Source organism: Streptomyces sp. NBC_01775, assembly GCF_035917675.1.
In the GTDB taxonomy this organism is placed as follows: Bacteria; Actinomycetota; Actinomycetes; order Streptomycetales; family Streptomycetaceae; genus Streptomyces.
Genome location: NZ_CP109104.1, coordinates 3,102,709 through 3,129,664, shown reverse-complemented (window position 1 = coordinate 3,129,664; position 26,956 = coordinate 3,102,709). Strand labels below are relative to the sequence as shown.

Sequence of the window (26,956 nt, the reverse complement as noted above, 5' to 3'; positions counted from 1 at the left end):
CGACGAGGAGCCATCCGTGAGCGTCCCCGACTGGTTCGTCTTCCGGGGCACCGCAGAGCCCCACGAAGGAATCGACCGGCTGCCGCCGCCGCCCCCGTGGCGCGCTTTCGACGGCGGCCCGCCGCTCACGCAGGTGCCGCCCCTCGGGACGGAGTCCACCCGTCGGCTCGGTCTCAACGCGCGCTCCGGGGCCCGCCCCGCCTGGCGGAAGGAGGAGCTGGAGCTGATCAACGCGGCGCTGTATCTGCGCCGTCCGCTGCTGGTCACCGGCGACCCCGGCGCGGGCAAGTCCACGCTGGCGCACGCGCTCGCGCACGAGCTGGGGCTGGGCCGGGTGCTGCGCTGGCCCGTCGTCAGCCGTACGACGCTGCGGGACGGGCTGTACGCCTACGACGCCATCGCCCGCCTCCAGGACAGCCAGCTCGCCCGCACCCACGCGCCAGAGCCCGCGGACGGGCCCGGGGCGCAGCAAGAGCCCGCGCACCGGCAACAGCGCGAGCACCGGCAGCAAGAGCCCGCGCACCGACAACAGCGCGAGCACCGGCAAGAGGCGGGCGGCGGACCCGGCGGCGGGCAGAGCATCGGCCGCTATCTGCGCCTCGGCCCCCTCGGCACCGCCCTGCTCCCCTATGAGCGCCCACGCGTGCTGCTCATCGACGAGCTGGACAAGAGCGACATCGACCTGCCCAACGACCTGCTCAACGTCCTGGAGGAAGGCGAGTTCACCCTCCCCGAGCTGGAGCGGATCGCCGACCGCGAGCCGGAGACGCCGGTGCTCACCGACGACGGCGTACACGCCACGGTCACCGGTGGCCGGGTGCAGTGCCGCGCTTTCCCCCTCGTGGTGATGACCAGCAACGGAGAGCGTGACTTCCCCGCGCCGCTGCTGCGCCGCTGTCTGCACCTCGACCTGCCCTCGCCGGGCAACGACCAGGCGGGCGCCGACCGCCTCGCCGCCATGGTGCACGCGCACTTCGGGGACGAGGGAGCGGCGGAACGCGAGGAGTTGATCCACTCGTTCCTCACGAGCAGCCCCGGCTCACTGCGCGCCGCCGACCAGCTGCTCAACGCCGTCTACCTGACCCAGCAGGCCGCGACAGGCCGGGACATCGACCGGGAAAGGCTCTCCCATCTGCTCATGCGCCCCCTCGACTCCGGCGAGCGCGGACCGCGCTGATGACCCGGCCGCCGCCCTCGCCACCCCCGTCGCCCGGGTCCCGCCAACCGGCCGGTTCCCTCGGCCCGTTCGCCGAGCTGGCCGAACGGCTGCGCCGCGCGACGGAGCGAACGGGGACGGGGCCGCGCACGGGCGCGGGCGCGGCCGGGGTCCCGGGGCCGGGCGGCCCGGACGGGAGCATCACCGCGCGGGAGCTGGCGGATGCCCTGTGGCTGGCCCGTCACGTCCCCCCGGCACAGACGGCGCACCCGGCGGACAGCGATCCCTCCGGCGCTCCCGGCCCGGACCAGTCGGTGCCCGCATCCGGCCAGGCCCCCACAGGACTGCCGGATACCGCCGATGATCCCGCCGGAAGCCGCGCTGCCCCCGAGGAGGAAACCGGCCCACCGGATACCGCCAGTCTTCATACCGGGCGGTCTTCGTCCAGGGCGCCCCACGGGGCCTCGCGCGGCGCGTACGGGACCGGGCGGGCCGTGCCTGTACGCGTTCCCGCCGCCACCGCGCTGCCCCGTACGCTGCCGCTCCAGCGGGCGCTCCGCCCCCTTCAGGGCTTTCAGCCGCCCGGCCGGGGCCCCGCCCGGCGACTGGACGAGCAGGCGACGGCCGAGCGTGCGGCGGAGACCGGGCTGGTGCTGCCCGTGCTGCGCCCTTCCGAACGGCGTGCCGTGCGCCTCCAGTTGGTGATGGACCTCTCCAGCTCCACCGTGCTGTGGCAGGAGGCGCTCAACGAGCTGGCCCAGATCTGCACCGTCACCGGGGCCTTCACAGAGGTGCACACCCAGTACGTACGCGAAGGACCGGACGGCACCCTCCTCGCGAGCCCCGAGCGGACAGGGCGCGGACGGGCCCGGCCCGCGGCCCGGCTGGGCGACCCCACCGGACGGCAGCTCACGCTCGTCCTCAGCGACTGCGCGGGCCCGCTGTGGCGGGACGGCCGGATGCAGCGGCTGCTGCACCACTGGTCGCTGACGGTCCCCGTCGCACTCGTCCAGCCGCTGCCCCAGCGCATGTGGCGACGCTCGCACCTGCCCGCACGCCCTGGCATCCTCCGGCGGCGCGAAGGCCGCGTCGCGCGGCTCGCCTTCGCCCCTTCGGATGCCGCATCCGCCCCGCGGGGGGACGCGCTGCCGGTGCCCGTGCTCGCCCTCAACCAGGACGCGTTCGGCACCTGGGCCCGCCTGCTGTCCGGCAGCACCGGGCTGAGCCGGCCTGGAGCCGCCGGCTGGGTGCTCCCCGGGCATCCCTCGGCGGGGCCTCGGCCGCCTGCCGCCGGCCGCGAGCCGGCCGACATCCTGCGCGCCTTCCGCACGACCGCGTCCCGCGAGGCCGTTCAGCTCGCCGTCTGTCTCTCGGCCGTGCCGCTGGTGCTGCCCGTGATGCAGCTCGTCCAGCGCACGATGCTTTCCGCGACCGGTCCCGAGGTCATGGCCGAGGTCGTGCTGAGCGGGCTGCTGCGACGGGCCGAGGACACGCACGAGGGCTGGTACGACGCGGACGAGGGCTGGTACGAGTTCGTCCCGGGCGTGCGCGAAACGCTGTTGCGCTCCCTCCCCAAGGGCGAGGCGGTGCTGATCCTCAAGCACTTGTCGGAGTACGTCCTGCGGCACTTCGGCCGCCGCGCGCGCAACTTCCCCGCCTACGCCTTCGCCCGCCTCACCCACACCGAAACCCGCACCATCCGGCACACCGAAACCGTGGCGGCCAGTGCCCTCCCGCCCGCCTTCGCGGAGGTCCCGGCGGCCGTCGTCCGCCGCTTCGAGGGCGGAGCCCGCAGGAGCGTCGTCAGGGGCCCTTCCAGGCCGCCGATCGTGCCGATGCCGCGCGTGCGTGAGGATCCGGTACGGGACGCGGTGCGCGAGGCCATGGTGCGTATCGAGCGGCCGGAGGGTGACCCCTCTTGGGCGAACGGGTTCTTCATCGCCCCGGAGTGGGTGGTGTCCCTTCCGCCGCCGGACAGCTCCGGGGAGGCCGTCACCGTGATGACGGCCCAAGGGAGGGGACTGCGGGCGGACTCGGCCGGACCACTGGAGGATGGCTCTTTCGGCCTCTTCCACGTGCCGGGCGCCGACGCCCCGGAGTGTCTGTGGCTGGCGGACTTCTCCGAGTATTCAGCCATCGCCTCGCCCGAACTGACGGTGTTCGGATGGACGGAGGAGGAGGGGCTGGGGCTGCCGGGGGGCGGGCCCGTCTTCCGCGCCGTTTCCAGCGACTCCCGGTACGACCGCAGGCCGCACCCCGGGGGCCCGCTGGTCGATACCCGGGAGGGCGTGGTCGTGGGGATGCTGGGCTCCGTGTCCGACCCGCTGCACTGGAGCGCGGTGCCGATGGCCCTGCTGGAAAGGCACCCTGCCGCCTGGGGCACGGCGCTGCGGGAACACGACCTGTACCACGCGGGCCGCCTGGCCTCCGGGGCACGAAACCGGCACAGCAGCGGGCCCACGGCCACGTTCCCGCCGCCGGTCCTCACCCCGAGAACGCGCGCCGACCTGTACGGCATCCTCGCCCGGCTGGAGCCACCGGCCGACGGGGCGGCCGTCCTCACCGCTCTGCGGCGAGCAGCACCGGCCGCTCACCTGCCGGACTCTCCCGGCCAGGGCGCCGGGGGAGCCAACTGGCGGGACGGCGCCGCTCTGCTGCGTTCCCTGGACGGAGACACGAAACCCGGCCTTCTCGCCCGGTACGCGGCACACGTGTGGGCGGCGAACGAAAGGCGTGGCCCCCAGGGGCCGTGCGACGAACTGCACGCCTGGGTGGAGCGGCTGGGTGCCATGGTCCCCGGCGAGGACGGCGACGAGCGCGGCCTCCTGCGGGTTCTGGAGACCGGGACCGCCCCCGAACGGGGATACCGCGGCGTCCTCGTCGAGATCGACCCCGCCGACGCCTACGAGAGCGGCGAGCCCAGCCACACCTGGCGGGTCAGAATGCTGCACGGCGATCACAGCGCCACCACCACTCACGGCAGTGACCGGCCGCGGGCGAGGGAGGCGCTGGGCGACGCGCTGGCGGAGCCCCTCTCCGCCGCGCTCGCGCTCGCCGACATCGGCGAGCCCGGTCCAGGGGTGCGCTTCGTGGTGCCCACGCAACTGCTGGAACTCCCGGTCGATCAATGGCGGGTCCCGCCGGACGGCCCGCCCCTCGGCGCGCGGTATCCCGTCGCCGTGGCCCCCAGGACCCGCGACGGCGCGTCCGACCGCACCTTCCGCTGGGACGGCGTCCAGCGTGGGCTCGGCCCCGAACTGGTGCCTGTGCCACTGCGATCGGACGACGAGGACATCCGCGCGGTCTACGGCCGTCTCACCGGAGCGCCCGCCAACGCCGTCCCGGTCCACTGCGGTTCCATGGACGACGGCACAGGGGAGGGGGCGGAAGCGCTACAGGTGGCCCTCGCCGCCGGCTACGGCCTCGTCCTGTGGCGCCGCCACGGTGGCACGCACGAGGGGCGCGAGGAGTTCCGGACCGAGGCGTACGACCTGGTTCGCCGCGCCGCCGACGCCGACGACCTGCTGGACCTGGTGCACTCCTTGCGCAGGCACCTGCACGGCGAACGCCATCCGGACACCTTGTGGGGGCGGGAACTGGTGGTTCTGTACGACCCGCCGGACGCGCGCGGGGAGGACTCGTGGCCGCTGTCCGCACCACGGCTGCGCAGGGGCAACTCACGGCACGGTGGGCCCCGTTGAGGGGCTGCCTCTCCCGCCTGTCGTACCCGGCGACTAGCCTGCTACCTCAGATGTTTCACAGAGAGAAGCCGCAGAGGGACAGGGCGTACGGGGGGATGGCTGTGACCGGAGTGCGAGCCGCGAAGTGCGGGACACCACGATTCGGCGTGCTGCGGTGCGCGCCCTGTGCCGCGTGAACGCCCCCACGGGCTTCGAGGGCGCCGTCCGCGCGTCCGTCGTGCGCATCGGGGCACCCGGCGACGGGTATGACGGATCCAGCGACGGCAGCCCGCGAATGTTCTGGGGGAGCGGCTTTCTCGTCGCGCCAGGATGGGTCCTCACATGCGCCCATGTCGTGGGTAAGGGCGCCGCGGCCGTATGGAGAGGGGAGCGCGCCATCGGCATCACGATCGGGGACGAGGAAGTCCACAGCGGTGAGCTGGCGTTCGGGCTGCCCCTGCCCGAGGATCCGCTGACACCACCGTCCCCCTGGCCCTTTCCCGACCTGGCCCTGGTGCGCGTGCCCGGAGCCGAGGACGCCGACTGCCTGTGGCTGAGCGACCGCTCCGCGCTGACGCCCGCCGAGATCGGGCTGTACGGATGGATGCCGGGGCCCGTCAAGGGCGAGCCGATGTTCTTCTCCGGGGGCGGCACCGCCACCGGCGGCAGCGCGGGCCCCGTGATGCTCAGCGGCGGCCAGCTCACCGAGGGGTGTTCGGGCGGCCCGGTTGTCGATGTGCGGCGCGGCGCGGTCATCGGGGTGAGCAAGGGCAAGGGGCGGCAGCAGGGCTCCGGGCTGGCCACGCCCGTGACGGCCCTGCGCAAGCTGTGCGACACGGGCCCCCGGGGCGCCCGCGTGCTGCACGAGGTGCTGACGGCACACGACCGCCACCATCTGAAGCGCTACCACGGCCTGGGCGCCAGCTGGCCCCGGCTGCACGCCAGGCTCGGCCCCCCGGCGGGAGAGCCCGCGCACGGCTTCACCGCCGACCGCAGGGCGCAGCTCTACGCGCTGTTCGCCGACCTGGAGCCGCCAACGGGCGCCGGCCAGGTGCTCCAACTCGCCAACGAGGCACGGAATCTCGTCCTCCAGTCGCCCTACACGCTGCGCGAGCACGATCCCCGCAGCTGGCGCGAGGGAGCCGGGCTGCTCTACGACCCGCGCGACGGACGGGCCCCGGACGACGAGCCCTCGCGTGACCTGGCCCTGGAGGCCGTGGTGCTGTACGCCGCCAAGGTGTGCGCGGCCCTCACCCGTTCGGGTATGCCCCGCTCCCCCCAGGCGGCGCGCGCCGTGGCCGACCTGCGCGGCTGGGTGGAGGCCACCGCGCTGACGTTGCGCAACGATGTCGTCCGGGCCCGCGTGCCCCGCGTCCTGGAGGGCCACCGTCCGGCGGTGGCGGCCCGTGCCGACGTCCTCGTGGAGATCGACCCGGACATCTACGGCACGGGGCGGCACGCCTGGCGGGTGGCGCTCCTGGAGACCGGAACAGCGGAAGCCGTCGGCGCCGCCGGAAGCCTCGCGGCGGCCGGCGGAGACTTCGGGGCATCCGGAGAGCCGCCTGCGGCACCGGCATCCGAAGCGGGCTTCGAAGCGGCATCCGAGAGCGAGCCCGAGCGGTCGGCGACCACCGTCGCCCAGAGCCGCGAGGACGCGCCCCGCACCGCGCTCGAGGAGGCCGTACGCAGCGCGCTCTCCCTGGCGCTGGACCAGTGCGACGTGGACGAGCATCTGGCGGCGGTCGAATTCATGCTGCCCCGCGCCCTGTTCGACGAGCCGGTCGACCAGTGGCGGGCCCGCCCCTACGACCCGGCCGACCCGTTCAACCCGCACACCCTGCCGCTGGGCCAGCGCAGGCTGGTCGTCCTGCGCGACCGGCTGCGCAAGGACCACGGTGTCACCCCCGAGTGGCGAGCCCGTGCCGGAGCCGTGGCCGCCGGGCCCATGGAGGCCGTGCCCCTGCGGCGTGACGTGCCCGGCACCGGGCACGACGAGCCGCCCGCCGAGGGCGGACAGGCCGCGTACGGACGGCTGTTGGCGGCCCCGCCCGGCGCCGTTCCCGTCTACTGCGCGCGCACGGGCAGCGGGCCGGGGGCGCGCGCCATGGCGGCGGCCTTGGCCGCGGGGCACGCGGTGGCGCTGTGGCGGCACACCGACAGCGGCCACACCGACTGTGCGGAATTCCACGCACGCGCGGCCGAACTGCTGCGCGAGGCCCACGCGGCACGTCAGCTGCCGGTGCGCATCAGGACGCTGCGGAACGGGAACGCGGACGAGGACGCACCCGACCCCACAGCTGTCTGGGCACGGCACATCGTCCTGCTCTACGATCCGCCCCACAGGGCCCCGGGGGACGGACCGCTGCGCGAACCACCGCTCATGCACAGACAGCCGACTGCCGTGAGGAGCACACCGTGAGCGATTGGCGCATCTACCGGGGTGCGGGCGTGCCGCACGAAGGCGTGCGCGGGCTGCCCGAGCCCCCGCCGTGGCGCGACTTCACCCGCGCGCAGTCGGACACGGACGGCGACGAGGGGGACGGCGCCGGGGGAGTCGGCGGAGACACGGCGCGGCGGCTCGGCGCGCGACGGCGGCTGGTGGAGAGCCTGCACCCGCGTCCCGAGGAGGTCGAGGCGGTCAACGCGGCGCTGTACCTGCGCCGTCCGCTCCTGGTCACCGGAAACCCCGGCACCGGCAAGTCCACCCTGGCGCACGCCGTGGCACACGAGCTGGGCCTCGGCAAGGTGCTGCGCTGGCCCATCGTCAGCCGCACCACGCTCAAGGACGGGCTCTACCACTACGACGCGATCGGCAGACTCCAGGACGTCCAGCTGGACCGCGCCGTCGCCGGGCAGACCGCGCCCTCCGAGCGCCCGCCCATCGGCTCGTACCTGCGGCTGGGCCCGCTGGGGACGGCGCTGCTGCCCGCCGCGGCCACCACGCCCGGCGAGGAGCCGCCCCCGAGGGTGCTGCTCGTCGACGAGCTGGACAAGAGCGACATAGACCTGCCCAGCGACCTGCTCAACGTCCTGGAAGAGGGCGAGTTCACCATCCCCGAGCTGGAGCGCATCGCCGAGCGTGAGCCGGTCACCGAGGTGCTCACGGAGGACGGCGTCAAGGTGCCCGTCGAGGGCGGCAAGGTGCGCTGCACGGTCTTCCCGTTCATCGTGCTCACCTCCAACGGCGAGCGGGACTTCCCCGCCGCGCTGCTGCGCCGCTGCATCCAGCTCGAACTCAAGCCGCCGGGCGACAAACAGCTCGCGGCCATGGTCTCCGCACACCTGGGGGAGGAGGCGCTGGAGGAGGGCGCCGAGCTGGTCCAGCGATTCCTGCGGCGCGAGCCCGGACAGGTCATCGCCACCGACCAGCTGCTCAATGCCCTGTTCCTGACCCAGCGTGCCTCTGGCGTCGAGCGCGTCACCCGCGAAAGGCTCGCCGAGATGCTGCTGCGCCCCCTCGACCGGCCGAGGTAGCAAGACGATGAGTTCGCCTTCGCCCGTTCCGCCCCCGCCGCGGCCCACCGGCCGCGAGCGGTCCTCCGCAGGTCCTCGGCCCGACCAACTGGCCGAGGACCTGGCGGAGCTGGTGGCACGCCTGCGCGCCACCGGGTGGGAGCCTTCCTCCGAGGAGGTCGCGGAGGCCGTGTGGCTGGCCCGCTGGACGGGCCGGCGCTCTCAGGAGGAACGCGACACGGGCTCCACCGGTCCCCGCTATCCCGGGATCCGGACGCCTCACGCGGAGCCCTCCATGCCCACACCCGCCGACCCGCAGGACCCGGCCGAGGTACAGCCGATGGGCCCGGAGCGGACCGCGCCCGTGTCGCTGTACGCGCCGCGCCGGCACGGCGGGGCCACCCGTGGCGGCTTCCCGGTGCGCGCGCCCGCCGCAGGCGCCCTCTCCGGCCTGCTCCAGCTCCAGCACGCGCTGCGCCCCCTGCACGGCTACCGCCCGCCGCTGCCGCCCTCCACCGGAGCGCTGGACGAGGAGGCCACGGCGGACCTCAGCGCGCGCAGCGCCACCATCCAGCCGGTCTTCGGCACCGAGGCCCGCCGCTACAGCGAGATCCAGCTCCTCATGGACGCCTCGGCCACCGCCTCCGTGTGGCAGCCGACGCTGGAGCGGCTGCGCCAGACCTTCGAACAGCTGGGTGCCTTCCGGGATGTGCAGGTGCGCTATCTGCACCGCGCCAAGGACGGCTCCCCGCTCATCGGCACGGGCCCGGCCGACGGCACCACACGGCTGCGCCCCGCCGATGAGTACCGCGACACGACGGGCCGCCGCCTCACGCTCGTCGTCAGCGACTGCGTGGGTCCGCTGTGGCAGGACGGCCGTGCCCAGCGGCTGCTGCACCACTGGTCGGGCCGCTCCCCGCTGGCCGTCATCCAGCCGCTGCCGCCCCGGCTGTGGCCCCGCACGGCGCTGCCCGCCGAGGCCGGGACGCTCGTCCGGGAGCGCGGCGCGGGCGGCCGGATCGGCTTCCGGACGGACGAGTACGGCCCGCGCCCGGCGGCGGAGGCCCTGCCGGTGCCGGTCCTGCTGCCCACCCCCGAGGCGCTGGGCAACTGGGCGCGGCTGCTGGGCGGCGGCGGGGAGCGCGCCGTTCCCGGGGCCGCCGCCTGGGTGCTGCCCCGCCATCCCGCGATGCCGCCGCCGCGCACCGTGCCGGGCACGGTGCCGCCCCGCACACTGCTGCGGGACTTCCGCAACACCGCCTCGCCGGGCGCCCTGGACCTGGCCGTGCATCTGGCGGTCGTGCCGCTGCTGCTTCCGGTCATCCACCTCGTCCAGGAGGCGATGCTCCCCGACACCGGCCCCATGGAGCTGGCCGAGGTGCTGCTGTCCGGTCTGCTGGAGCGGCTGCCCGACCGGGACGAGACCTCCGGCGCCGGGCCGCGCTACACCTTCGCGCCCGGCGTGCGCGAGCTGCTGCTCCAATCCCTCGACCAGGGCGCCGCCGTCCTCATCCTCAAGCACCTTTCCGGGTATGTGGCGCAGCGCTTCGGTAAGGGCACCCGCAACTTCGCGGCGGTGGCCGTCGCCCAGCTGACGGGCCGCGCCGAGCGGATGCCGGGCGTCCGCGAGCCGGGCACCGAAGGAGAAGCCGACGGCACCGACGAGGAGGACGAGGGCGGCGACGAGCTGTTCGCGGAGATCCCCGCCGAGGTCGTCCGCTTCTACCTGCCCGAACAGAGCGCGACCGACCAGGTGGGCGAGGCCGAACGGCTGCTGCGCCAGTGGCGGGCCCAAGGTGACGCCCAACTCCTCCACCAGGCCCGCTCGGTGGCCGAGGCGGCACGAGCGGCCGAGGGCGACAGCGAGCGCGCCAGGCTCGCCCTGGCCCAGGTGCTGCACGCCCTCGCGGGCACGGCGGCGGTGCGGCGTACGCCCAAGGGGGCCGAGTCGCTGCTGCGGGACGCGGCGGTCCTGCTGACCGGCGACGCGCCCGCCACCTCGCTGGAGCGCGCCGCCGTCGAGCACGACCTGTGGCAGGTACAGGGCGGAACAGGCCACCTGCTGCACGCCGAACGCCTCCTGCGCGCCCTCGAAGGCCGCCTGGGCGGCGGGACCGGGACCGGGACCGGGGCAAGGAACGGAGCCAGGGACGGAGACGCGGCCGGCCGAGACGGCCGCGACAGCAGGACCGACGCGGACGGGGACGACGGGGACGACGGGGGAAGCAAGGACGACGGGGACAGCGGGGCCGCCGGATACGACGGGGACACGGGCGGTGCCGGGCTCCCGGAGGATGCCGAGACCACCCGTAAACTCCGGCTTGGCCGGGTGCTGCTCGCGCTCGCCCACGCCGCACCCGAACACCGCCCCAGAGCGGCCCCCGAGGCCGTCAGCGAACTCCGCGAGGCGAGCGACATGCTGGCAGACCGCGCGGCCGGAGGCCCCGACCCCTCCGGCGCATCCACGACAGCGACCACCCGGCGGCCCGCCGGCCACCCGGCCGACGCCGCCGCACAGCGCTGCGCCGCCCTCCTCGATCTGGTCGCCGCGCTTCGGCTGACCGGGGCGGCGGCCCAGGAGCGGCTGGACGTCCTCCAGGAGGCCGCCGAAGCGGCGGGCGAGCGGTCCGCGCTGCGGCTGCGCTGCGCCCGCGAGCGGGCCAGAACGCTGCGCGAGACCGGAGGCTGGGAAGGCGCTGCCGAGGCGTACGCCGAAGCCGTACGGCTCACCGCTCCCGACGGCGTGCAGCGCGGCGAACTGCTCAGCGAATGGGGCGAGATGCTGCTCACCGACGTGGCCGACCTTCCGCGCGCGGAGAGCATCCTGCGCGAGGCCCTCACCCGCGCGCCTTCCGGTCCGGTGGTGGCCAAGGCGGCGGCACTGCTGGGCCGCGTCCTGCTGCTGCGCTACGAGCGCGGGGGGTTCCGGCCCGACCTGTACGAGGGCTGTCATCTGCTGGAGCAGGCGGCACGGCAGGACGCGGACCCCGAGGGCCGCGCGCAGGCATGGCTCAGGCTCGGCCGCGCCCGCGCGCTCTTCCCCGCCGAGGCCCCGCAGTTCCAGCAGGCGGGCGCCGAGCTGACCAGAGCGCTGGAGGAGACCGAGGAGCGGCGCGAGGGCGGCTCGGCCACGGCCGCCCGCGCCCTGCACGCGCGCGGTGACTTCCAGCGCTCCCAGGGCCGCACCGCCGAGGCGCTGGCCGACTACCGCGCCGCCGCGGCCGAATGGCAGGTGCTGGCCAATCACCTGGCCGACGTGCCCTGGGCCGAGGTCCGCGAGACCCGGGAGCGCGTGGCCGAACTGGCCGGATGAGAGCGGAGGCCGGACCGGCCGGACACGGCGGGGAGATCGGCGACGACGGGGGGGGAACGAGGTGTCACGAGGGGGAGGCGGCCGTGGGATGAGGGACGGCCGAATGCGACGGCCCCGAAGTCCGAACGTGTTTCCGGTTACGGCCCCCGGGAAAGAGAAGACATCCGTGGTTACCGCCCCCGGGCGGGGTTCGAGGGAGGAGAAGAGCGTGCCGAAGTGGACCGATGGCACGTCCCGCAGCCCGGGTCAGGAGTTCGCCGCACCGCCCCTGCCCGATCTGCGGGGCGTGACCCTGCGCATGCTCAAGACCTGCGACGACGCAGCCGTCACCGCGGCGGTGGAGAGCGCTCTGCACACTCCTGAAGCGCTCTCGCGCGTGTGGCGCTCGACCGGCGGCCAAGGAGGAAGCGGCAAGCGGGAGACGGCCGCCGCGCGGGTGAACAGAGGCGGGATGTCCGGCGGACGGGACGCGACATCCGGCGGACGGGGCGCGTTCCGGTCAACCTGCGGCCCGGGAGGCGACAGCACGGGCCACGATGCAGCCCTTTGAACTGACCGGCCCGGCACTGCGCGGGATGGGGGAGACCCGCCCGGTGCCCCGTGAGGCCGCGCTCTTACGCGCCGGACTGCACAGCAGGCGCCTCGTCCTCCTCAAGACCCTGCTGACGAGAGCCGGGCGCGTTCCCTTGAGCGACGACGCGGCCCGCGCCCTGCGGCGCGACTGGCGGCTGCTGGAGGAGGCCGAGTCCCACGCCCCGGCCGCCGCCCGCGAGGCACTGGGCTATCCGGCCGTCGGCAACTGGCTGGCTCACGCGCTCGCCGCCGGGGAAGGCGCTGGGTTCGAGCGGGCGCTGGAGGGGCTGGGAGCCGTCGCCGCCGTTGTGGCCACCGGCGCCGCACGCGCGTTCCGGCTCACCCTGCCGGTGCGCGAGGGGCTGTTGACGCTGCCGGGCCTGGGCGCGTACGCGACCGCCGCGCCCCTGCTGCACATAGAGGCCACGTCTCACACCCTCATCCTGACCCCCGAAGGCGGCGAGCCCACCACGCTCCCGCACCCCCACCGTCCCGCAGCGCCAGAAGCCCTGGCCGTCCCGCCGGGAGGCCAGGGCGGCGGGGGCGGCTGGCTGCCGGTCCGCGCACTGCCCGGCGCGCGTGCCCTCCTCGACGACCAGGACCCCCACCTCGGCCGCGACGCCGGAGGCATCGCGGGCCTGCGCCCCGCCACCGTGACGGCGGACGAAGCACACGCCTGGCGTGAGCTGTGGACCCGTGCGCTCCGCCTTCTCGGTGCCGCCGACCCCGAGCGGGCCGCCGAGGTCACCGGCCGGGTCCGCGCCGTCGTACCCGTGTGGTGGAAGCCGTCGGGCCGTGCCAGTGCCACCCGGCTGGCCGCGCCCTGGGCGGTGCTGACCACCTTGCCCGAGTCGGCGGAGGAGATGGCCGAGGTCCTCGTCCACGAGGTGCAGCACAGCAAGCTGGCCGTCCTCGGCGACATGGTGCGGCTGTACCACGAGGGTGGCGAAGCGGTCTTCCGCGTCGGCTGGCGTGCCGACCCCCGGCCGCTGGGCGCCGTCCTCCAGGGCACGTACGCGCACCTGGCCCTGGCCGATCTGTGGGACCGCCTCGCGCGGCGCGCCGGAGCCGGTACCGAGGAGCGCGTGGCGGCGAAAGCGCGCCGTGAGAAGTACCGTGAACAGGTCGACGACGCCCTTTCCCTCCTTCTGGACTCTGGCCAACTGACCGCAGAAGGCACAGAGTTCGTGGAAGGGATGCGCCGCCACCACGCGCGGCTGTGCGCACCCGCACGGCGAGGCCCGGCACCCTCGCCCACAAGCTAACAGACAGTCACTTTGGGTAATCTTGCCGCATGGAGTCACCCCCGGGTGGCGCGGCTGCTGGACGAGGGAGAACGTACGCATGGTCGCTCAGCGGGAACAGTCGCACGGCGGCGGGGCGGGGCCGGAGTCCGAGCACTTCGTGGTGGTCTTTCCCGGCTACCACCGAGCGTGGGGCACCTGGATCTCCCACCGGCTGGAGAGCCACGGCCACCGCACCACCCTCCAGCGCTGGGACCCCGACCGCGAACAGCCGCTCGACGAGGCGCTCGGTGACCTCCAGCTCGCCACAGGGCGCGTCCTGCTCGTCATCAGCGACGTGTTCTTCCAGCTCGGGCCGCGCACCGAGACCGACTGGAACGCGGTGCTGCGCGGCTACGTCGCCGAGAACGCCGAGCGGTTCGCCGCCGTCAACCTCACCAACCGCGAACTGCTGCCCGCCACCGCGGTGCTGGAGCCGGTCAACCTGTGGGGGGTCGGCGAGGAGGAGGCCGAGCGCAGGCTGCTCAACCGGCTGGGACTGCGCGCCCGCCGCACTCGCGCCCCGCTGCCCGCCTACACCAGCCGCTACCCCAACGACCCGCCCGGGGTCTGGGGCGAGATCCCCCGCCGCAACGCCCGTTTCACCGGCCGTGACGTGATCCTGGGCGACCTCCAGCAGCAGCTCATGGACGCCGAGCACGGCGCCGCCGTGTGCACCCTCGTCGGCACCGCCGGTATCGGCAAGACCCAGATCGCCGCCGAGTACGCGCACCGCTTCGCGCCCGACTACGACGTCGTGTGGTGGGTCAACTGCGACCAGCGCAACACCCAGCGCGACACCTTCAGCTCGCTCGCCTCCGAGCTGGGCCTGGGTGGAGTGGCCGAGGTCGGCGAGCGGGTGCGCGCCGTACGCGACGCGCTGCGCAGGAACGAGCCGTCCGGCCGCTGGCTGCTCATCTTCGACGGCTGGGAGGAGCCGGAGGAAGCCGTCACCTACCTCCCCCAGGGCGGCACGGGACACGTGCTGATCACCTCCCGGAACCAGAACTGGCGTGCCAGCACCGACATCAAGGGCATCTCGGCCTTCCGCCGTGCCGAGTCCACCGGCTACCTCATGCGCCGGGCCCCGCACATCACCGTCGAGCAGGCCGACCAGGTGGCCGGCGAATTCCAGGACCTGCCCCTCCAGCTCGCCCAGGCGGCAGCCTGGCTCGGCGAGGAGGGCATGGAGGTGCCCGAATACCTGCGCATGGTGCGCGGCGTGGGGCTCATCCGGCTGGATACCCGCTCCATGCCGGACGACTACCCCTACTCCTCCCTCACCTCCTGGTCGCTGCTGCTCAACAAGCTGCGCAAATCCGAGCCCCGCGCCGTCGAACTCCTCTCCCTGTGCGCGGTCTTCTCGCCCGGACGCATCCCGCTGGGCCTCGCGCGCGGCATCCCCTCCGCCGAACTCCCCGAACATCTGCGGTGGATCAGCAGTGACAGGGCGGGCTGGGCCCGAGCGCTGGACTCCCTCGTCAACTACTCCGTGCTCACCCGGGAGTCCCGCGGCCCCTCCGTCGGCGACGGCGATCAGGAGGACTCGGTGCATATGCACCAGGTCGTCCACAGCGTCGTCAGCGAGCTGACCCAGGGCCGGGAGAGCGACGTCTACCGCGACACCGTCCACCGGCTGCTGGTCGAGGCCGACACCGGCGCGCCCAACGACAGCCGTCAGTGGGGCCGCTACGCCGAACTCCTCCCGCATCTGCTGGCCTCGGCCGCGCCCGCCAGCAAGGAGCGTCGCGTCCAGGGCATGCTGCTCAACTGCCTGCGGTACTGCTACGCCAGCGGCGAGTACACCCTCGGCACCGAGCTGGCCGACAGCATCCGGCAGGAATGGGAGGGCTTCTTGGACGCCGGTGACCAGCCCCTGCGCGCCCTCACCACCCTCCAGGGCGACCTGCTGCGCATGGCGGGCCGCTTCCGCGAGGCGCAGAGCCTCGACAGCGCCCGACTGGAGCGGCTGCGGGAGATCCCCGGTGCCGACGAGGAAGCCGTCATGGAGGCCACCAGCTGTCTGGCCTCCGACCTGCGCCTGCTGGGCCAGTACGACGAGGCGCTGACGCTCCAGGAGGAGGTCGTCGAGGTGTCCCGGGGGCTGTACGGGCCCGCGGAGTGGACGAGCCTCCTCGCCCAGCACAACCTCGCCGTCGGGCTGCGCCTGCTGGGCCGCTACGAGGACGCGTACGAGATCGACCTGGACACCCTCCGCAAGCGCGAACAGGTGCTGCGCGCCCGCCATCTCAACACCCTCTCCTCCGGCAACGCCTGCGCCCGGGACCTGCGCCTGATGGGCCGCTACCAGGAAGCGGTGGCCCGCCAGGACCTGGGCATGCGGCTGCATCTCCAGGTGCTCGGCCCGCAGCACCCGCAGACCCTGCTGGCGCGGCACAACCTGTTGCTGTGCCAGCGCAGGTCCGGCACCTCGCGCCAGGACATGGCCACCGCCATGGCGGCCCTGCTCGAACAGCAGGAGCAGGTGCACGGCCGTGGCCACTACTCCACGCTGGCGCTGCTGACCGACTACGGCAACTTCCTGCGCGAGCACGGCGATCTGACCCTCTCGCGTGAGCTGCTCACCGAGGCCGAGTACGGCTTCCGCGCACTGCTGGGCCCCGCCCACCCGGTCTCCACGGCCATGCAGTCCAACGCGGGCCTCGTCCTCCAGGCCGAGGGCGACCGGGACGGCGCGCTCACCATGTTCGAGCAGGCCCTCGCCGGGCTCACCTCGCTGCTGGGGCCCGACCATCCGGCCACCTTGGGCTGCGCCCTGAACACCAGCGGCGGGCGCAACCTGGGCGAGGCGCTGGACGACGCCTACGCGCTGAGCCACGATGCCCACCTCCGGGCCCGCGCCACGCTGGGCGAGGACCACCCGCTCACCCTCTCCTGCATGATCGCGAACGCCGCCGATCTGCGCTCCCTGCGCCGCCGTGAGGAGGCCCGCGAGGTGGAGGCCGAGGCGCTGGAGCGGCTCACCCGCTCGCTCGGCGCCCAGCACCACCACACCCTCGCGGCACGCCAGCGCACCCGCCCCCACTGGGACTACGAGCCCTACCTGGGCTAGCGCCTGTCCGGCGGATCTTCCGTCGACCTCTTTCCTGGGGCTGAGCAGGGGCTGCCTCTGCCTGTGCTGAGCGGAGGGCGGGTGCTCCCCCAAGCTCTTCGAGCAGGGAGGCACCAGGTTCCGTTCCCGCTGCCGCTCTGCCCCGCGCTTCGGCGCGCGCCGTGTGCGAAGACGAGTGCCCCCGCCGCGATCGCGGCGGGGGCACTCGTTGCTTCCGGAATTACCGGACCAGCGGCCTCAGATGTCGAAGACCTCCCGGACCAGCTCCGCCTGCTCCTCCGCGTGCCGCTTGCCCGAGCCCACGGCGGGCGAGGACGAGGACGGACGCGAGACCCGGCGCAGCCTGTCCGCGTTCGGGACCGGCTCCGAGCCGATGATCAGGTCGAGGTGGTCGACCAGGTTGAGCGCGATGAACGGCCACGCACCCTGGTTGGCCGGCTCTTCCTGGGCCCAGATGAACTTCTCCGCGCCGCTGAAGCGGGCCATCTGGGACTGGATCTCCGCGCCGGGCAGCGGGTAGAGCCGCTCCAGCCGGATAATCGCTGTGTCACCAGCAGAACCAGGGTCCTTCAGACCGCGCTTTTGCCGCTCGGCGTCCAGGTCGTAGTAGACCTTGCCGGAGCAGAAGACGACCTTGCGAACGCTCGCCGGGTCCATCTCTCCGCTGTCCACGAGCGTGTCACCGATGACCGGACGGAAGCCGCCGGTGGTGAACTCCTCCGCCTTCGAGGCCGCCGCCTTCATCCGGAGCATCGACTTCGGGGTGAAGACGATCAGCGGCTTGTGGTGCGGGTTGTGGACCTGCCAGCGCAGCAGGTGGAAGTAGTTCGACGGCAGCGTGGGCATCGCGACCGTCATGCTGTTCTGCGCGCACAGCTGGAGGAACCGCTCGATCCGGGCCGAGGAGTGGTCCGGGCCCTGGCCCTCGTAGCCGTGCGGCAGCAGCAGGGAGACCCCGGAGGTCTGGTTCCACTTCTGCTCGGCGGACGAGATGAACTCGTCGATCACCGTCTGCGCGCCGTTCATGAAGTCACCGAACTGCGCCTCCCACATGACCAGCGCGTCCGGGCGGGCCAGGGAGTATCCGTACTCGAAGCCCATCGCCGCGTACTCGCTCAGCAGCGAGTCGTAGACGTTGTAGCGCGCCTGGTCGTCCGAGAGGTACAGCAGCGGGGTGTAGTCGTCCCCGGACTTCTGGTCGAGCAGCACCGCGTGCCGCTGGCCGAAGGTGCCGCGCCGGGAGTCCTGGCCCGACAGCCGGACCGGGGTGCCCTCCATCAGCAGTGAGCCGATGGCCAGCGTCTCGCCCATCGCCCAGTCGATCGTGCCGTCCTCGACCATCTGCGCCCGCCGCTGGAGCTGCGGCAGCAGCCGGGGGTGGACGGTGACCCGGTCGGGGAGGTTGACCTGGGACTCGGCGATCCGCTTGAGGACCTCCTGGGAGATCGCGGTGTCCAGGCCCACGGGGAACTCGGCCTGCGGGGCCGGGACCTCCGTCTGGAGCGGCGTCGCGGCGGCGTCACGGACCTCCGTGAAGACCTTCTCCAGCTGCCCCTGGAAGTCCTGGAGCGCCTGCTCGGCCTCCTCCAGGGTGATGTCGCCCCTGCCGATCAGCGACTCGGTGTAGAGCTTGCGCACCGAGCGCTTCTTGTCGATCAGGTGGTACATCAGCGGCTGGGTGAACGAGGGGTTGTCCGTCTCGTTGTGGCCACGCCTGCGGTAGCAGATCAGGTCGATGACCACGTCCTTGTTGAACGCCTGGCGGTACTCGAAGGCCAGCCGGGCCGCCCGCACGACGGCCTCGGGGTCGTCGCCGTTCACATGGAGGATCGGGGCCTCGATCATCCGGGCCACGTCGGTGGAGTACATCGACGAGCGCGCCGATTCGGGCGCCGCGGTGTAGCCGACCTGGTTGTTGATGACGATGTGGACCGTGCCGCCGGTGCGGTAGCCGCGCAGCTGCGACATGTTCAGCGTCTCGGCCACCACGCCCTGGCCCGCGAAGGCCGCGTCACCGTGCAGCTGGACGGGCAGGACGGTGAAGTCCGTGCCGCCCTTGCCGATGATGTCCTGCTTGGCGCGCGCCACACCCTCGACGACCGGGTCGACGGCCTCCAGGTGGGAAGGGTTGGCGGTGAGCGAGACCTTGATCTGCTCGCCGTCCAGACCGGTGAAGGTGCCCTCGGCGCCCAGGTGGTACTTCACATCGCCGGAGCCGTGCATCGACTTGGGGTCGAGGTTGCCCTCGAACTCCTGGAAGATCTGCGCGTACGGCTTGCCCACGATGTTCGCGAGCACGTTCAGCCGGCCGCGGTGGGCCATGCCGATCACGCACTCGTCCAGCCGGGACTCGGCCGCCGCGTCGATGACCGCGTCCAGCAGCGGGATGACGGACTCGCCGCCCTCCAGCGAGAAGCGCTTCTGGCCGACGTACTTCGTCTGGAGGAAGGTCTCGAACGCCTCGGCCGCGTTGAGGCGGCGCAGGATGCGCAGCTGCTCGTCGCGCTCCGGCTTGGCGTGGGAGCGCTCGACCCGGTCCTGGATCCACTTGCGCTGCTTGGGGTCCTGGATGTGCATGTACTCGATGCCGGTGGTGCGGCAGTACGAGTCGCGCAGCACGCCCAGGATGTCGCGCAGCTTCATCATCGACTTGCCGGCGAAGCCGCCGACCGCGAACTCCCGCTCCAGGTCCCACAGGGTGAGCCCGTGCTCGGTGATGTCCAGGTCGGGGTGCTTGCGCTGCTTGTACTCCAGCGGGTCGGTGTCGGCCATGATGTGGCCGCGCACCCGGTAGGAGTGGATCAGGTCGAAGACCCGGGCCGCCTTGGTGACGTCGTCGTCGTGCGAGGCGTCGATGTCCTGGAGCCAGCGGACCGGCTCGTAGGGGATGCGCAGCGCCTTGAAGATCTCGTCGTAGAACTCGTTCTGGCCCAGCAGCAGGTTCGCCACCTGGCGCAGGAACTCGCCCGAGGCCGCACCCTGGATCACCCGGTGGTCATAGGTGCTGGTCAGCGTCATGACCTTGGAGACGCCCAGGCGGTTCAGGGTGTCCTGCGAGGTGCCCTGGAACTCCGCGGGGTACTCCATCGCGCCGACGCCCATGATCAGGCCCTGGCCCGGCATCAGACGCGGCACCGAGTGCACGGTGCCGATGCCGCCGGGGTTGGTCAGCGAACAGGTGACGCCGGAGAAGTCCTCCATCGTCAGCTTGTTGTTCCGCGCGCGCCGGACGATGTCCTCGTAGGCCTGCCAGAACTCGAAGAAGGTCAGCGTCTCGGCCTTCTTGATCCCGGCCACGACCAGCTGGCGGTCGCCGTTCGGCTTCACCAGGTCGATGGCCAGGCCGAGGTTCACATGGTCGGGCTTGACCAGGGTGGGCTTGCCGTCCTTCTCGGTGAACGCGTGGTTCATCGAGGGCATCGCCTTCAGCGCCTGCACCATCGCGTAGCCGATGAGGTGCGTGAAGGACACCTTGCCGCCGCGGGCGCGCTTGAGGTGGTTGTTGATGACGATGCGGTTGTCGAACAGCAGCTTCACCGGGACGGCGCGCACGGACGTGGCCGTGGGCAGCTCCAGGGAAGCGTTCATGTTCTTCGCGACGGCCGCGGACGGACCGCGCAGAGCCACGTACTCCGGGCCCTCCGCGGGGGCCTCCCCGGCTTCCCCTGCCGCCTTCGCCGTCTTGGCGCCGCCCGAGGGGGCGGGCTGTGCCGGCTTGGCCTGGGGCTGCGCCGGTGCGGCGGGCTTGGCGGCAGGCGCGCTCGCGGGCGCCGGCTTGGCCGGTGCGCCCGCGGAGGCGGCCGGGGCACCCTGTGCGGGCGCGCCCTGCTGTGCCGCGGGGGCCTCGGTGGCGCTCTGCGCCGGTGCGGCGGGAGCCGGCTGCGCGCCGCTGGGCGCGGGAGCCGGGGAGGTGTCCCGCGGGGTACCGGCGCCGGCCGGCGTCGTGGCCCCGTCGGAGGACTCCGGCTGGTAGTCAGCGAAGAAGTCCCACCAGGCTCGGTCTACCGAGTTGGGGTCCTGGAGGTACTGCTGGTAGATCTCGTCGACGAGCCACTCGTTCGGTCCGAACGTGGCGGCAGGATCTGTGCCCTGCGCGTCCTTCCGTTCCGTAGAGGTGCTCGGTGAGCTATTGGGGGACTGTGACGACACGGCGGCAACCGCCCTCTTCCGCTTCCTTAGATGGTGGACAGCGGAAATAAAGGCTACTCGTCTCTGGACGATTGGTGGAGTCCGGGCCGCCTCTTGGTCGCGCAAGTCACATCAAAGGCGCGGTTTCAGTCGTGGATTTGGCGGGAATCACTCACGGTTTCGGCCTTGTCCCGGAACCGGACGGCCCTCATTCCGCGTCCGCGCGGCCCCACCGGCGACCCTACGTCAACCCTGGCTCCTGCCCGCGCCCGGAAGGGTGAGCTGGATGCGGCAGCCGCGGGGAGATTCGGCCACCCGGATCGAGCCCCCGTGCAGATCCACCGCCCAGCGCGCGATGGCCAGGCCCAGGCCGGTGCCGCCCGCGCCGCCCAGCGCCTCGGCGCTCTGGGTACGGCTGAAGCGCCCGAAGACCCGGTGGCGCTCGGATTCGGGGATGCCGGGCCCCTCGTCGAGGACCTCGACCTCCATGCTGCCCTCGCCGACGGCCGGCTCGCCGGGTCTGGCCCGGACCGTGACGCGGCCGTGCGGCGGGCTGTGCTTGACCGCGTTGTCGATCAAATTGGCCACCACCTGGTGCAGCCGTTCGGGGTCGGCGTAGGCGGTCAGCTCCGGCGGGGAGACGTCCAGGTGCAGGTGGACGTCCTTGCGGGCGTGCCCGGAGCCCTTGCTCATGTTGGCTTCCTTGAGCACGCCCGCCAGGTACGGCCACACCTCGAAGCGGCGCGAGTGGAGCGGCACCACGCCGTTGTCCAGCCGGGAGAGGTCCAGCAGGTGGGCCACCAGCCGGCCCAGCCGCTCGGTCTGCGACAGCGCGGTGCGCATCGTCTCCGGGTCGGCGTCCGAGACGCCGTCCACGACGTTCTCCAGCACCGCCCGCAGCGCCGCTATCGGGGTGCGCAGCTCGTGCGAGACGTTGGCGACCAGCTCCTTGCGGTGCTGGTCGACGGCCTCCAGGTCGGCGGCCATCCGGTTGAAGTTCTCCGCCAGCTCCCCGAACTCGTCCCGCCGCCCGCCGCGCACCCGCCGCGAGTAGTCACCGTGTGCCATCGCCTTCGCGGCGTCCGTCATCTCATCCAGCGGCGCCGTCAGCGACTGCGCCACGAACTGGGTGATCAGCAGTGAGGCGACGATCGAGATGATCGTGATGACCCGCAGCTCGGTCGCCGACTGCACGGCGAACAGCGCCAGCAGCGTGGTGATCACCACGGAGACGATCACCAGCGCGCCGAGCGCCGCCTTCACGGAACGGTAGGGATCCAGCGGGCGCAGGCCCTCCCACAGGCGGTCCCACGCGTTGCTGCACAGCCGGGTCGCGGCGCGCTGCCAGCGGCCCTCGGAAATGGACACCTCGTGCCGTCCGCCCGCGTTCTCAGGAACCCTCGGCGGCGGCACCCGTCACCGGCGCGGCGGCGCCGCCCGGAGCCGGGGTCTCCAGCGCGTATCCCACGCCGTGGACGGTGCGGATGCGCTCGGCGCCGATCTTGCGGCGCAGGGCCTTGATGTGGCTGTCGACCGTGCGGGTGCCCGACGCGTCGGCCCAGTCCCACACCTCGGCCAGCAGCTGCTCGCGCGAGAGGACGGCGCGGGGGGAGTGCGCCAGGCACACCAGCAGATCGAACTCCGTCGGGGTCAGGTGCACGTCCTCGCCGGTCACCCGCACCCGGCGCTGGGCGTGATCGATCTCCAGTTCCCCGAGCCTGAGTATCCCGCTGCGGGGCGTGTGTGCCGCCAGCGTCGCGCGCTCGACCCTGCGCAGCAGGACGTGCACGCGGGCCGCCACCTCGCGCATGGAGAACGGCTTGGTCATGTAGTCGTCCGCGCCGACTCCCAGGCCGACCAGCATGTCCGTCTCGTCGTCCCGCGCGGTCAGCATCAGCACCGGAACGGGGCGCTGTGCCTGGACGCGGCGGCAGACCTCCAGGCCGTCGAAGCCGGGGAGCATGATGTCCAGCACGAGCAGGTCGGGCTGCCAGGCCTCGGCGGTGTCCACGGCGGCGGGACCGTCACCGGCCGTCTGCACCTGGAAGCCCTCCGCACGCAGCCGTCGGGCGATGGCGTCCACGATGGTCGGGTCGTCCTCCACGACCAGGATGCGCCGCTGGGCGCCGGGGGTGGTCGCGGCGGCTGCTCCGCCAGGTGTCTGAGTGGTGTTCTTCTGGTCCATGCGACCCCGCCCTGTGGCTCTTTCCGACTTCTTCGGAATGCAGCGTAAGGGCCTGCTACAGGCCTAGGCTACGCCGGTCGTGCTGCGAAGTGGACCACGTCGGGGACGCCTCGGGCGACGGGGATCTCATCGGTCCGAACACGGCAGAACCCCGCATTCCACAGGGAACCTTCGAATGTGGACGACGGCTGGGCCGACCAGACGGCCAGCACACCACCCGGAGTGAGGGCCCGAAGACACGCGGCGAGCCCCTCGGGGGAGTAGAGGCCGGTGTTGTCCTCTGTGACCGTCCAGTCCGGACCGTTGTCGATGTCCAGGCACAGCGCGTCGAAACGGCACCCTGTGCCGGAAGCTTCTCGTACGTGGGCGACGAGGTCGGCCTCCACCAGCTCGGTGCGCCCGTCGGCGAGCGCGTCGCGCGAGACGGCGGCCAGCGGGCCCTCGCGGTGCCAGTCGAGGACGGCGGGCTCGCGCTCGACCACGGTGATGCGGCCCCAGCGTGGCTCGGCCGTCGCCTCGGCGAGCGAGAAGCCGACGCCGAGGCCGCCGATCAGCACATGCGGGCGCTCCCGCCCGTCCAGCTCAGCCAGCGCGGCCCGTACGAGCAGCCGCTCGGAGCGGCCGTCGGAGGTGTCCATCAGGAAGCACCCGTTGGCGATGATCTCGTGGTGCTCGCCCCGTCGGCGCAGCACCACCTCGCCGTACGGGCCCTCCCGGCGGTCGAGCAGCACGGGCTCGTCGGGCACCGGCTGGAGTGAGGAGCGGTAGGGCTGAGAGGACCGGTCCGGCTGATGCGTGTGGTCGAGCATGCGGCCATCCTCGGCCGGAGGCGGGCGGCGGGGCAATCGACTTGGGGCCCGCTTCCGGCCCCCGCGACGGCGCGGTGCGGGCGGAAATTCCTTCGCTCAGCGGACCGGCCCGCTGCTACGGTTCCGGCGTCTCGTCCACCTCGTACCGGGTGCCCGCACCCTGGAAGTCGGTGTTGATGTTCCCGCAAGCGCCGAGCGCGCCTCTTCAGCTCCACGCCCCGCGTGATGTCCCCGACCCGCGTGGTGCCTGAGCCAGAATCCGACCGAGGACCGCTCGGCGCTCCCTTGCTGCCCTGAGAAACCACTCCCAGCAAGGAGACCTCCGGTGTCCACCAGCGACTCCGGTTCCGCACGCCCCGCCTCCATGGCGTCGGCGTCCCTGCGGACCAACACCTTCACCTGCGTACGCTGCGGCCTGACTGTCACTCAGTTCGGGCCCGACGGCGAGTTGCGTCACCACTGTCCCAGCTGTCTGTACTCCCAGCACGTCACCGACCACGTCGAGGGCGGGCTCTCGGACTGCCGTTCGCGGATGAGTCCGATCGCCATCGCCGTGCTGCGCGGCGGCGACTGGAGGGTCATCCACCGCTGCACCCGCTGCGACGAGCTGACCTCCAGTCCCGTCTCGCCGGACGACAACCACCTCATCCTGATGAGGATGGCCGTGCGTCCGCTTGCCCAGCCGCCCTTCCCGCTCGAAGTGTTCGGGGAGGTGTGACATGGCCAGACGTCACACCCGTACCGCACGCCCCCAGCGGCGCAAGGAGCCCGCGCACGCGCTGCCCGGCGAGCGGGGCGACGCGTTCCGCTGTGCGGGCTGCCGGCTGGACGTTCCCATGGCGGCGCCGGGCACCGCCCACCGCAACCACTGCCCGCACTGTTTGACCAGCCTCCACGTCGACCGGCGGGTGCCCGGCGACAGGGCGGCCGGGTGCCGGGGGCGGATGGCCGCGCTGTGCCTGTCGGCGCGGGACGACGGGGAGTGGATGCTGATCCACCTCTGCCACACCTGCGGCGAACTGAGCGCCAACCGCATCGCGGGCGACGACAACCCGCTGGCCCTGCTCCGCATGGCCGTCCGCCCCCTCTCGGACCCCCGGATACCGGTTCGGGCGCTGCTGGCGCTGTAGCGGCCAGGCCCACTCGCCCGGCCGCTGCTGTCCGTCCGCTACGGCCTGTCCGCACTCCGCCGTCCTCGGCCGATCAGTCGATCCCCTTGGGGGAGGGGATCGACTGGTAGGAGCTGTCCGAGGCGTTGGCCGCCTCATCGGCAGAGACGACGGCCGTGACCGGGGCGGAGGAGGAAACGGCGCGTCTGCCATGTCCCTGGAGCCAGGCCGGCATCGGCAGCAGCGGCCGGACGCCCGCCCATTCCGCGTCCGTCACGAATTCCCGACGCAGTACGATACGCACGGCCGCAGCCCGGGAAAGCAACTCCCGGCCCACCTGCGGGAGCTCACGGAATGCCAGCAGACCGGTCGTTGTCGGCACCCTCCCAGGGGCACTGGTGCGGAGAACAAGATCGAGACGGACCTCCTGAGTTCCCACGCCTACGAGATCGTCTCGGTCGACGACAAGGGCCTGATTCAGTTGCGCAGTCCGCGCAACTCGAGGCGTCCCCAGCCGCTGACCATCAAGGAATTCATGAAATACCGCAGCAACCAGTGCGCATCTTTGGAGCATGAGAAGTGAGTGCTGACACGATTCACCTCTGGCACGGAATTCAGCGAAATCTTGAGCACGCCAGCTTCTCAGTGAACGACATCTACAGGGAGTCCGACGCCGCGGTCAGGGTTCGGCTCGTGACCTTCGCCACCGAGGAGCAGACTCACATCCTCCGCGTTGGTGAGAACTTCCCCGTGGGCGACGAGACGTGGCAGCTCGCCGACTTGACGGGTTGGCCGAGCGAGGACGACTGGATCGTGGTGCTGTGCCGCGTCGCGACCGCCCCGGCCTGAGACCGCCACCGCCCACTTCTGCGGGCGACACCGCCTGCCCGGGTCATGCGACAGCAATAGCCAGGCCATGCGCAAATAGGCCAGGCCATTCGCACGCAGCCACGCACAGGGTCGAGGAGTCATCGCGCAACTGAGGGGGATCATGCCCGAGCCAACCACCGGCACCCCCGGAATCCCCGAGGAAGAGGTCGCCGGTCGCGTCGGCGCATGGTGGCGTGAGGGTGGGCTCGGTGGCCAAGTGGCCTTTTTGTCTCCATGGAAAACGACGAGATTCCGCAGGAGCATCGTGCGGATCTCACCTGGCCCGCGTCACCCACGGACGGCTCCGCTTCGCCCGCTCTCGCCCGGGAACTGTTCGGCTCGTCGTCCCCCCGGCGAAGCGAGCAGGCTGTTGTACTGCCTTGCGCCCCATTGGCCGTGGATGAAGTCGTCGTTTTCGGGGGCGGCTTGGGACTGCTCGCCATCCGGCCTGCTGACGGTGTGGACATCTCCGACTTCGGTGCCCGGCAGCAGCCCCTGAGCTGGGATTACACGGACGCGGGCGCGAGCAGTCCGAGCGACGCGCCGGCCCCGAGTCACGAGGACGTCATCACCCTGTTCGGCGAGGACGCGATCTATCCCATCGAGGTCGAGGATTTCCCGGATCGGCTCACCCATGCGGCGACCCGCGAACTTCTCCTGGAATTCGGGCTGCCATACCTGCGCGAAGGAGCCATGGGGCTTTTCCCGTTCGGCGACTGGGAGATCGGCATTCTCGACGAACTGCCCTCCTGGCCCGAGGGAATCGAGCCTGTCCCGGAAAGCGGGCCCTTCTTCCAGATCGGCAAGTGGATGGGCGGCAAGCTCGTCGTCGACGGGTCCACCGGACACGTCCTGCGCGTTCCCACGAAGCCGCGCCAGGACCACCTCGCCGGCCTTCCCGCCGCGCACAGCCTCGAAGATTTCCTCACCATGGTCGCACTGTGGGTCACCGGGCTGCGTACGCGCAGTATTCTGCCCCCGGCCAATTCCGAGCGAGGACAGATCACCTATTGGGTCCTGGGATCGCTGGCCGAAGTCGACGAGCCGGGCAGTGAGCAGCCCGCCTGGTCGTACGTGCTCCACAACGAGTGACGTCGATCGGTCGGACGGCAGCCGACCACCATCGCCGCCCCGTCCTGCCGCCGGGCGGAGCAGCCCGGGGCATGCGAGACCCCTCGCAATGTTGAACCGGACCTCGCAAGGTGCACCTGCGAAGGACAGCTGATCGCTGATCGCTCACGGCGAACGCCTCATCCCGGAATCGGGGGAACATCCTCGCCCTCACAAGCATTGAGTGGGTATTACTCAAGTTGCTTGCAGAGGG

Annotated in this window: 17 protein-coding genes; 12 read left to right on the top strand and 5 right to left on the bottom strand. The window is 72.4% G+C overall.

The window, feature by feature from the left end; all coding sequences use genetic code 11:
• The first annotated feature begins 16 nt into the window (after positions 1–16).
• The 8 genes from OHB04_RS13885 to fxsT all read left to right on the top strand — a co-directional run bounded on the left by OHB04_RS13885 (position 17) and on the right by fxsT (position 16,531).
• Positions 17–1,177, top strand: coding sequence for an AAA family ATPase (locus OHB04_RS13885; protein WP_326687994.1), 1,161 nt, complete (start codon positions 17–19; stop codon positions 1,175–1,177).
• Positions 1,177–4,857, top strand: coding sequence for an SAV_2336 N-terminal domain-related protein (locus OHB04_RS13880; RefSeq protein WP_326807533.1), 3,681 nt, complete (start codon positions 1,177–1,179; stop codon positions 4,855–4,857). Before OHB04_RS13885 ends, OHB04_RS13880 begins: the two co-directional genes overlap by 1 nt.
• 172 nt (positions 4,858–5,029) lie before the next feature.
• The gene (locus OHB04_RS13875) at positions 5,030–7,255 is read left to right on the top strand and encodes a VMAP-C domain-containing protein (RefSeq protein ID WP_326687992.1); all 2,226 of its coding nucleotides are present in this window, start codon (positions 5,030–5,032) and stop codon (positions 7,253–7,255) included.
• On the top strand, positions 7,252–8,310 hold the full coding sequence (locus OHB04_RS13870; protein WP_326687991.1) for an AAA family ATPase: 1,059 nt from the start codon (positions 7,252–7,254) through the stop codon (positions 8,308–8,310). Before OHB04_RS13875 ends, OHB04_RS13870 begins: the two co-directional genes overlap by 4 nt.
• Before the next feature lie 7 nt (positions 8,311–8,317).
• Positions 8,318–11,602, top strand: coding sequence for an SAV_2336 N-terminal domain-related protein (locus tag OHB04_RS13865; RefSeq protein WP_326807532.1), 3,285 nt, complete (start codon positions 8,318–8,320; stop codon positions 11,600–11,602).
• A 208-nt stretch (positions 11,603–11,810) separates the two neighbouring features.
• Positions 11,811–12,152 carry a hypothetical protein gene (locus OHB04_RS13860; RefSeq protein WP_326807531.1) on the top strand — a complete coding sequence of 114 codons (342 nt, stop codon included), beginning with the start codon at positions 11,811–11,813 and terminating at the stop codon, positions 12,150–12,152.
• Entirely contained in the window at positions 12,139–13,440 is a 1,302-nt protein-coding gene (locus OHB04_RS13855) for an aKG-HExxH-type peptide beta-hydroxylase (RefSeq protein WP_326807530.1), read from the top strand. Before OHB04_RS13860 ends, OHB04_RS13855 begins: the two co-directional genes overlap by 14 nt.
• A gap of 79 nt (positions 13,441–13,519) precedes the next feature.
• Entirely contained in the window at positions 13,520–16,531 is a 3,012-nt protein-coding gene (fxsT, locus tag OHB04_RS13850; RefSeq protein ID WP_326807529.1) for an FxSxx-COOH system tetratricopeptide repeat protein, read from the top strand.
• Between the two features lie 237 nt (positions 16,532–16,768).
• Here fxsT and OHB04_RS13845 read toward each other — a convergent pair whose 3' ends face one another.
• From OHB04_RS13845 to OHB04_RS13830, 4 genes are all read right to left on the bottom strand, one after another.
• Positions 16,769–20,680: a multifunctional oxoglutarate decarboxylase/oxoglutarate dehydrogenase thiamine pyrophosphate-binding subunit/dihydrolipoyllysine-residue succinyltransferase subunit gene (locus OHB04_RS13845; protein WP_326807528.1), complete on the bottom strand. Its 3,912-nt coding sequence runs from the start codon at positions 20,678–20,680 to the stop codon at positions 16,769–16,771.
• A 225-nt stretch (positions 20,681–20,905) separates the two neighbouring features.
• Complete coding sequence (locus tag OHB04_RS13840) at positions 20,906–22,021, bottom strand: sensor histidine kinase (protein ID WP_326692725.1); 1,116 nt, start codon at positions 22,019–22,021, stop codon at positions 20,906–20,908.
• A gap of 28 nt (positions 22,022–22,049) precedes the next feature.
• Positions 22,050–22,844, bottom strand: coding sequence for a response regulator transcription factor (locus tag OHB04_RS13835; protein ID WP_326687985.1), 795 nt, complete (start codon positions 22,842–22,844; stop codon positions 22,050–22,052).
• A 68-nt stretch (positions 22,845–22,912) separates the two neighbouring features.
• Positions 22,913–23,653, bottom strand: coding sequence for a spermidine synthase (locus tag OHB04_RS13830; RefSeq protein WP_326687984.1), 741 nt, complete (start codon positions 23,651–23,653; stop codon positions 22,913–22,915).
• A gap of 364 nt (positions 23,654–24,017) precedes the next feature.
• Between OHB04_RS13830 and OHB04_RS13825 the strand changes: the two genes are divergently transcribed.
• Both OHB04_RS13825 and OHB04_RS13820 read left to right on the top strand, forming a co-directional pair.
• Positions 24,018–24,371 (top strand): RNHCP domain-containing protein, encoded by a 354-nt coding sequence (locus tag OHB04_RS13825; protein WP_326692724.1) that lies wholly within the window; start codon positions 24,018–24,020, stop codon positions 24,369–24,371.
• A gap of 1 nt (position 24,372) precedes the next feature.
• Positions 24,373–24,783 carry an RNHCP domain-containing protein gene (locus tag OHB04_RS13820; protein ID WP_326687983.1) on the top strand — a complete coding sequence of 137 codons (411 nt, stop codon included), beginning with the start codon at positions 24,373–24,375 and terminating at the stop codon, positions 24,781–24,783.
• A gap of 73 nt (positions 24,784–24,856) precedes the next feature.
• Here OHB04_RS13820 and OHB04_RS13815 read toward each other — a convergent pair whose 3' ends face one another.
• Positions 24,857–25,066: a hypothetical protein gene (locus OHB04_RS13815; protein WP_326687982.1), complete on the bottom strand. Its 210-nt coding sequence runs from the start codon at positions 25,064–25,066 to the stop codon at positions 24,857–24,859.
• Between the two features lie 275 nt (positions 25,067–25,341).
• Here OHB04_RS13815 and OHB04_RS13810 point away from each other — a divergent pair, with 275 nt between their 5' ends.
• Together OHB04_RS13810 and OHB04_RS13805 are read left to right on the top strand one after the other, a co-directional pair.
• Positions 25,342–25,611, top strand: coding sequence for a DUF6406 domain-containing protein (locus OHB04_RS13810; protein ID WP_326687981.1), 270 nt, complete (start codon positions 25,342–25,344; stop codon positions 25,609–25,611).
• 255 nt (positions 25,612–25,866) lie between these two features.
• Entirely contained in the window at positions 25,867–26,724 is an 858-nt protein-coding gene (locus tag OHB04_RS13805) for an SUKH-4 family immunity protein (RefSeq protein WP_326807527.1), read from the top strand.
• Positions 26,725–26,956 lie beyond the last annotated feature (232 nt).

Bases quoted from the DNA above. Each gene is read 5' to 3' on its own strand.
- OHB04_RS13865 (WP_326807532.1), top strand. From the start codon at position 8,318: ATGAGTTCGCCTTCGCCCGTTCCGCCCCCGCCGCGGCCCACCGGCCGC.
- OHB04_RS13830 (WP_326687984.1), bottom strand. From the start codon at position 23,653: ATGCTCGACCACACGCATCAGCCGGACCGGTCCTCTCAGCCCTACCGC.
- fxsT (WP_326807529.1), top strand. From the start codon at position 13,520: ATGGTCGCTCAGCGGGAACAGTCGCACGGCGGCGGGGCGGGGCCGGAG.
- OHB04_RS13820 (WP_326687983.1), top strand. From the start codon at position 24,373: ATGGCCAGACGTCACACCCGTACCGCACGCCCCCAGCGGCGCAAGGAG.
- OHB04_RS13880 (WP_326807533.1), top strand. From the start codon at position 1,177: ATGACCCGGCCGCCGCCCTCGCCACCCCCGTCGCCCGGGTCCCGCCAA.
- OHB04_RS13825 (WP_326692724.1), top strand. From the start codon at position 24,018: ATGGCGTCGGCGTCCCTGCGGACCAACACCTTCACCTGCGTACGCTGC.
- OHB04_RS13855 (WP_326807530.1), top strand. From the start codon at position 12,139: ATGCAGCCCTTTGAACTGACCGGCCCGGCACTGCGCGGGATGGGGGAG.
- OHB04_RS13805 (WP_326807527.1), top strand. From the start codon at position 25,867: ATGGAAAACGACGAGATTCCGCAGGAGCATCGTGCGGATCTCACCTGG.
- OHB04_RS13835 (WP_326687985.1), bottom strand. From the start codon at position 22,844: ATGGACCAGAAGAACACCACTCAGACACCTGGCGGAGCAGCCGCCGCG.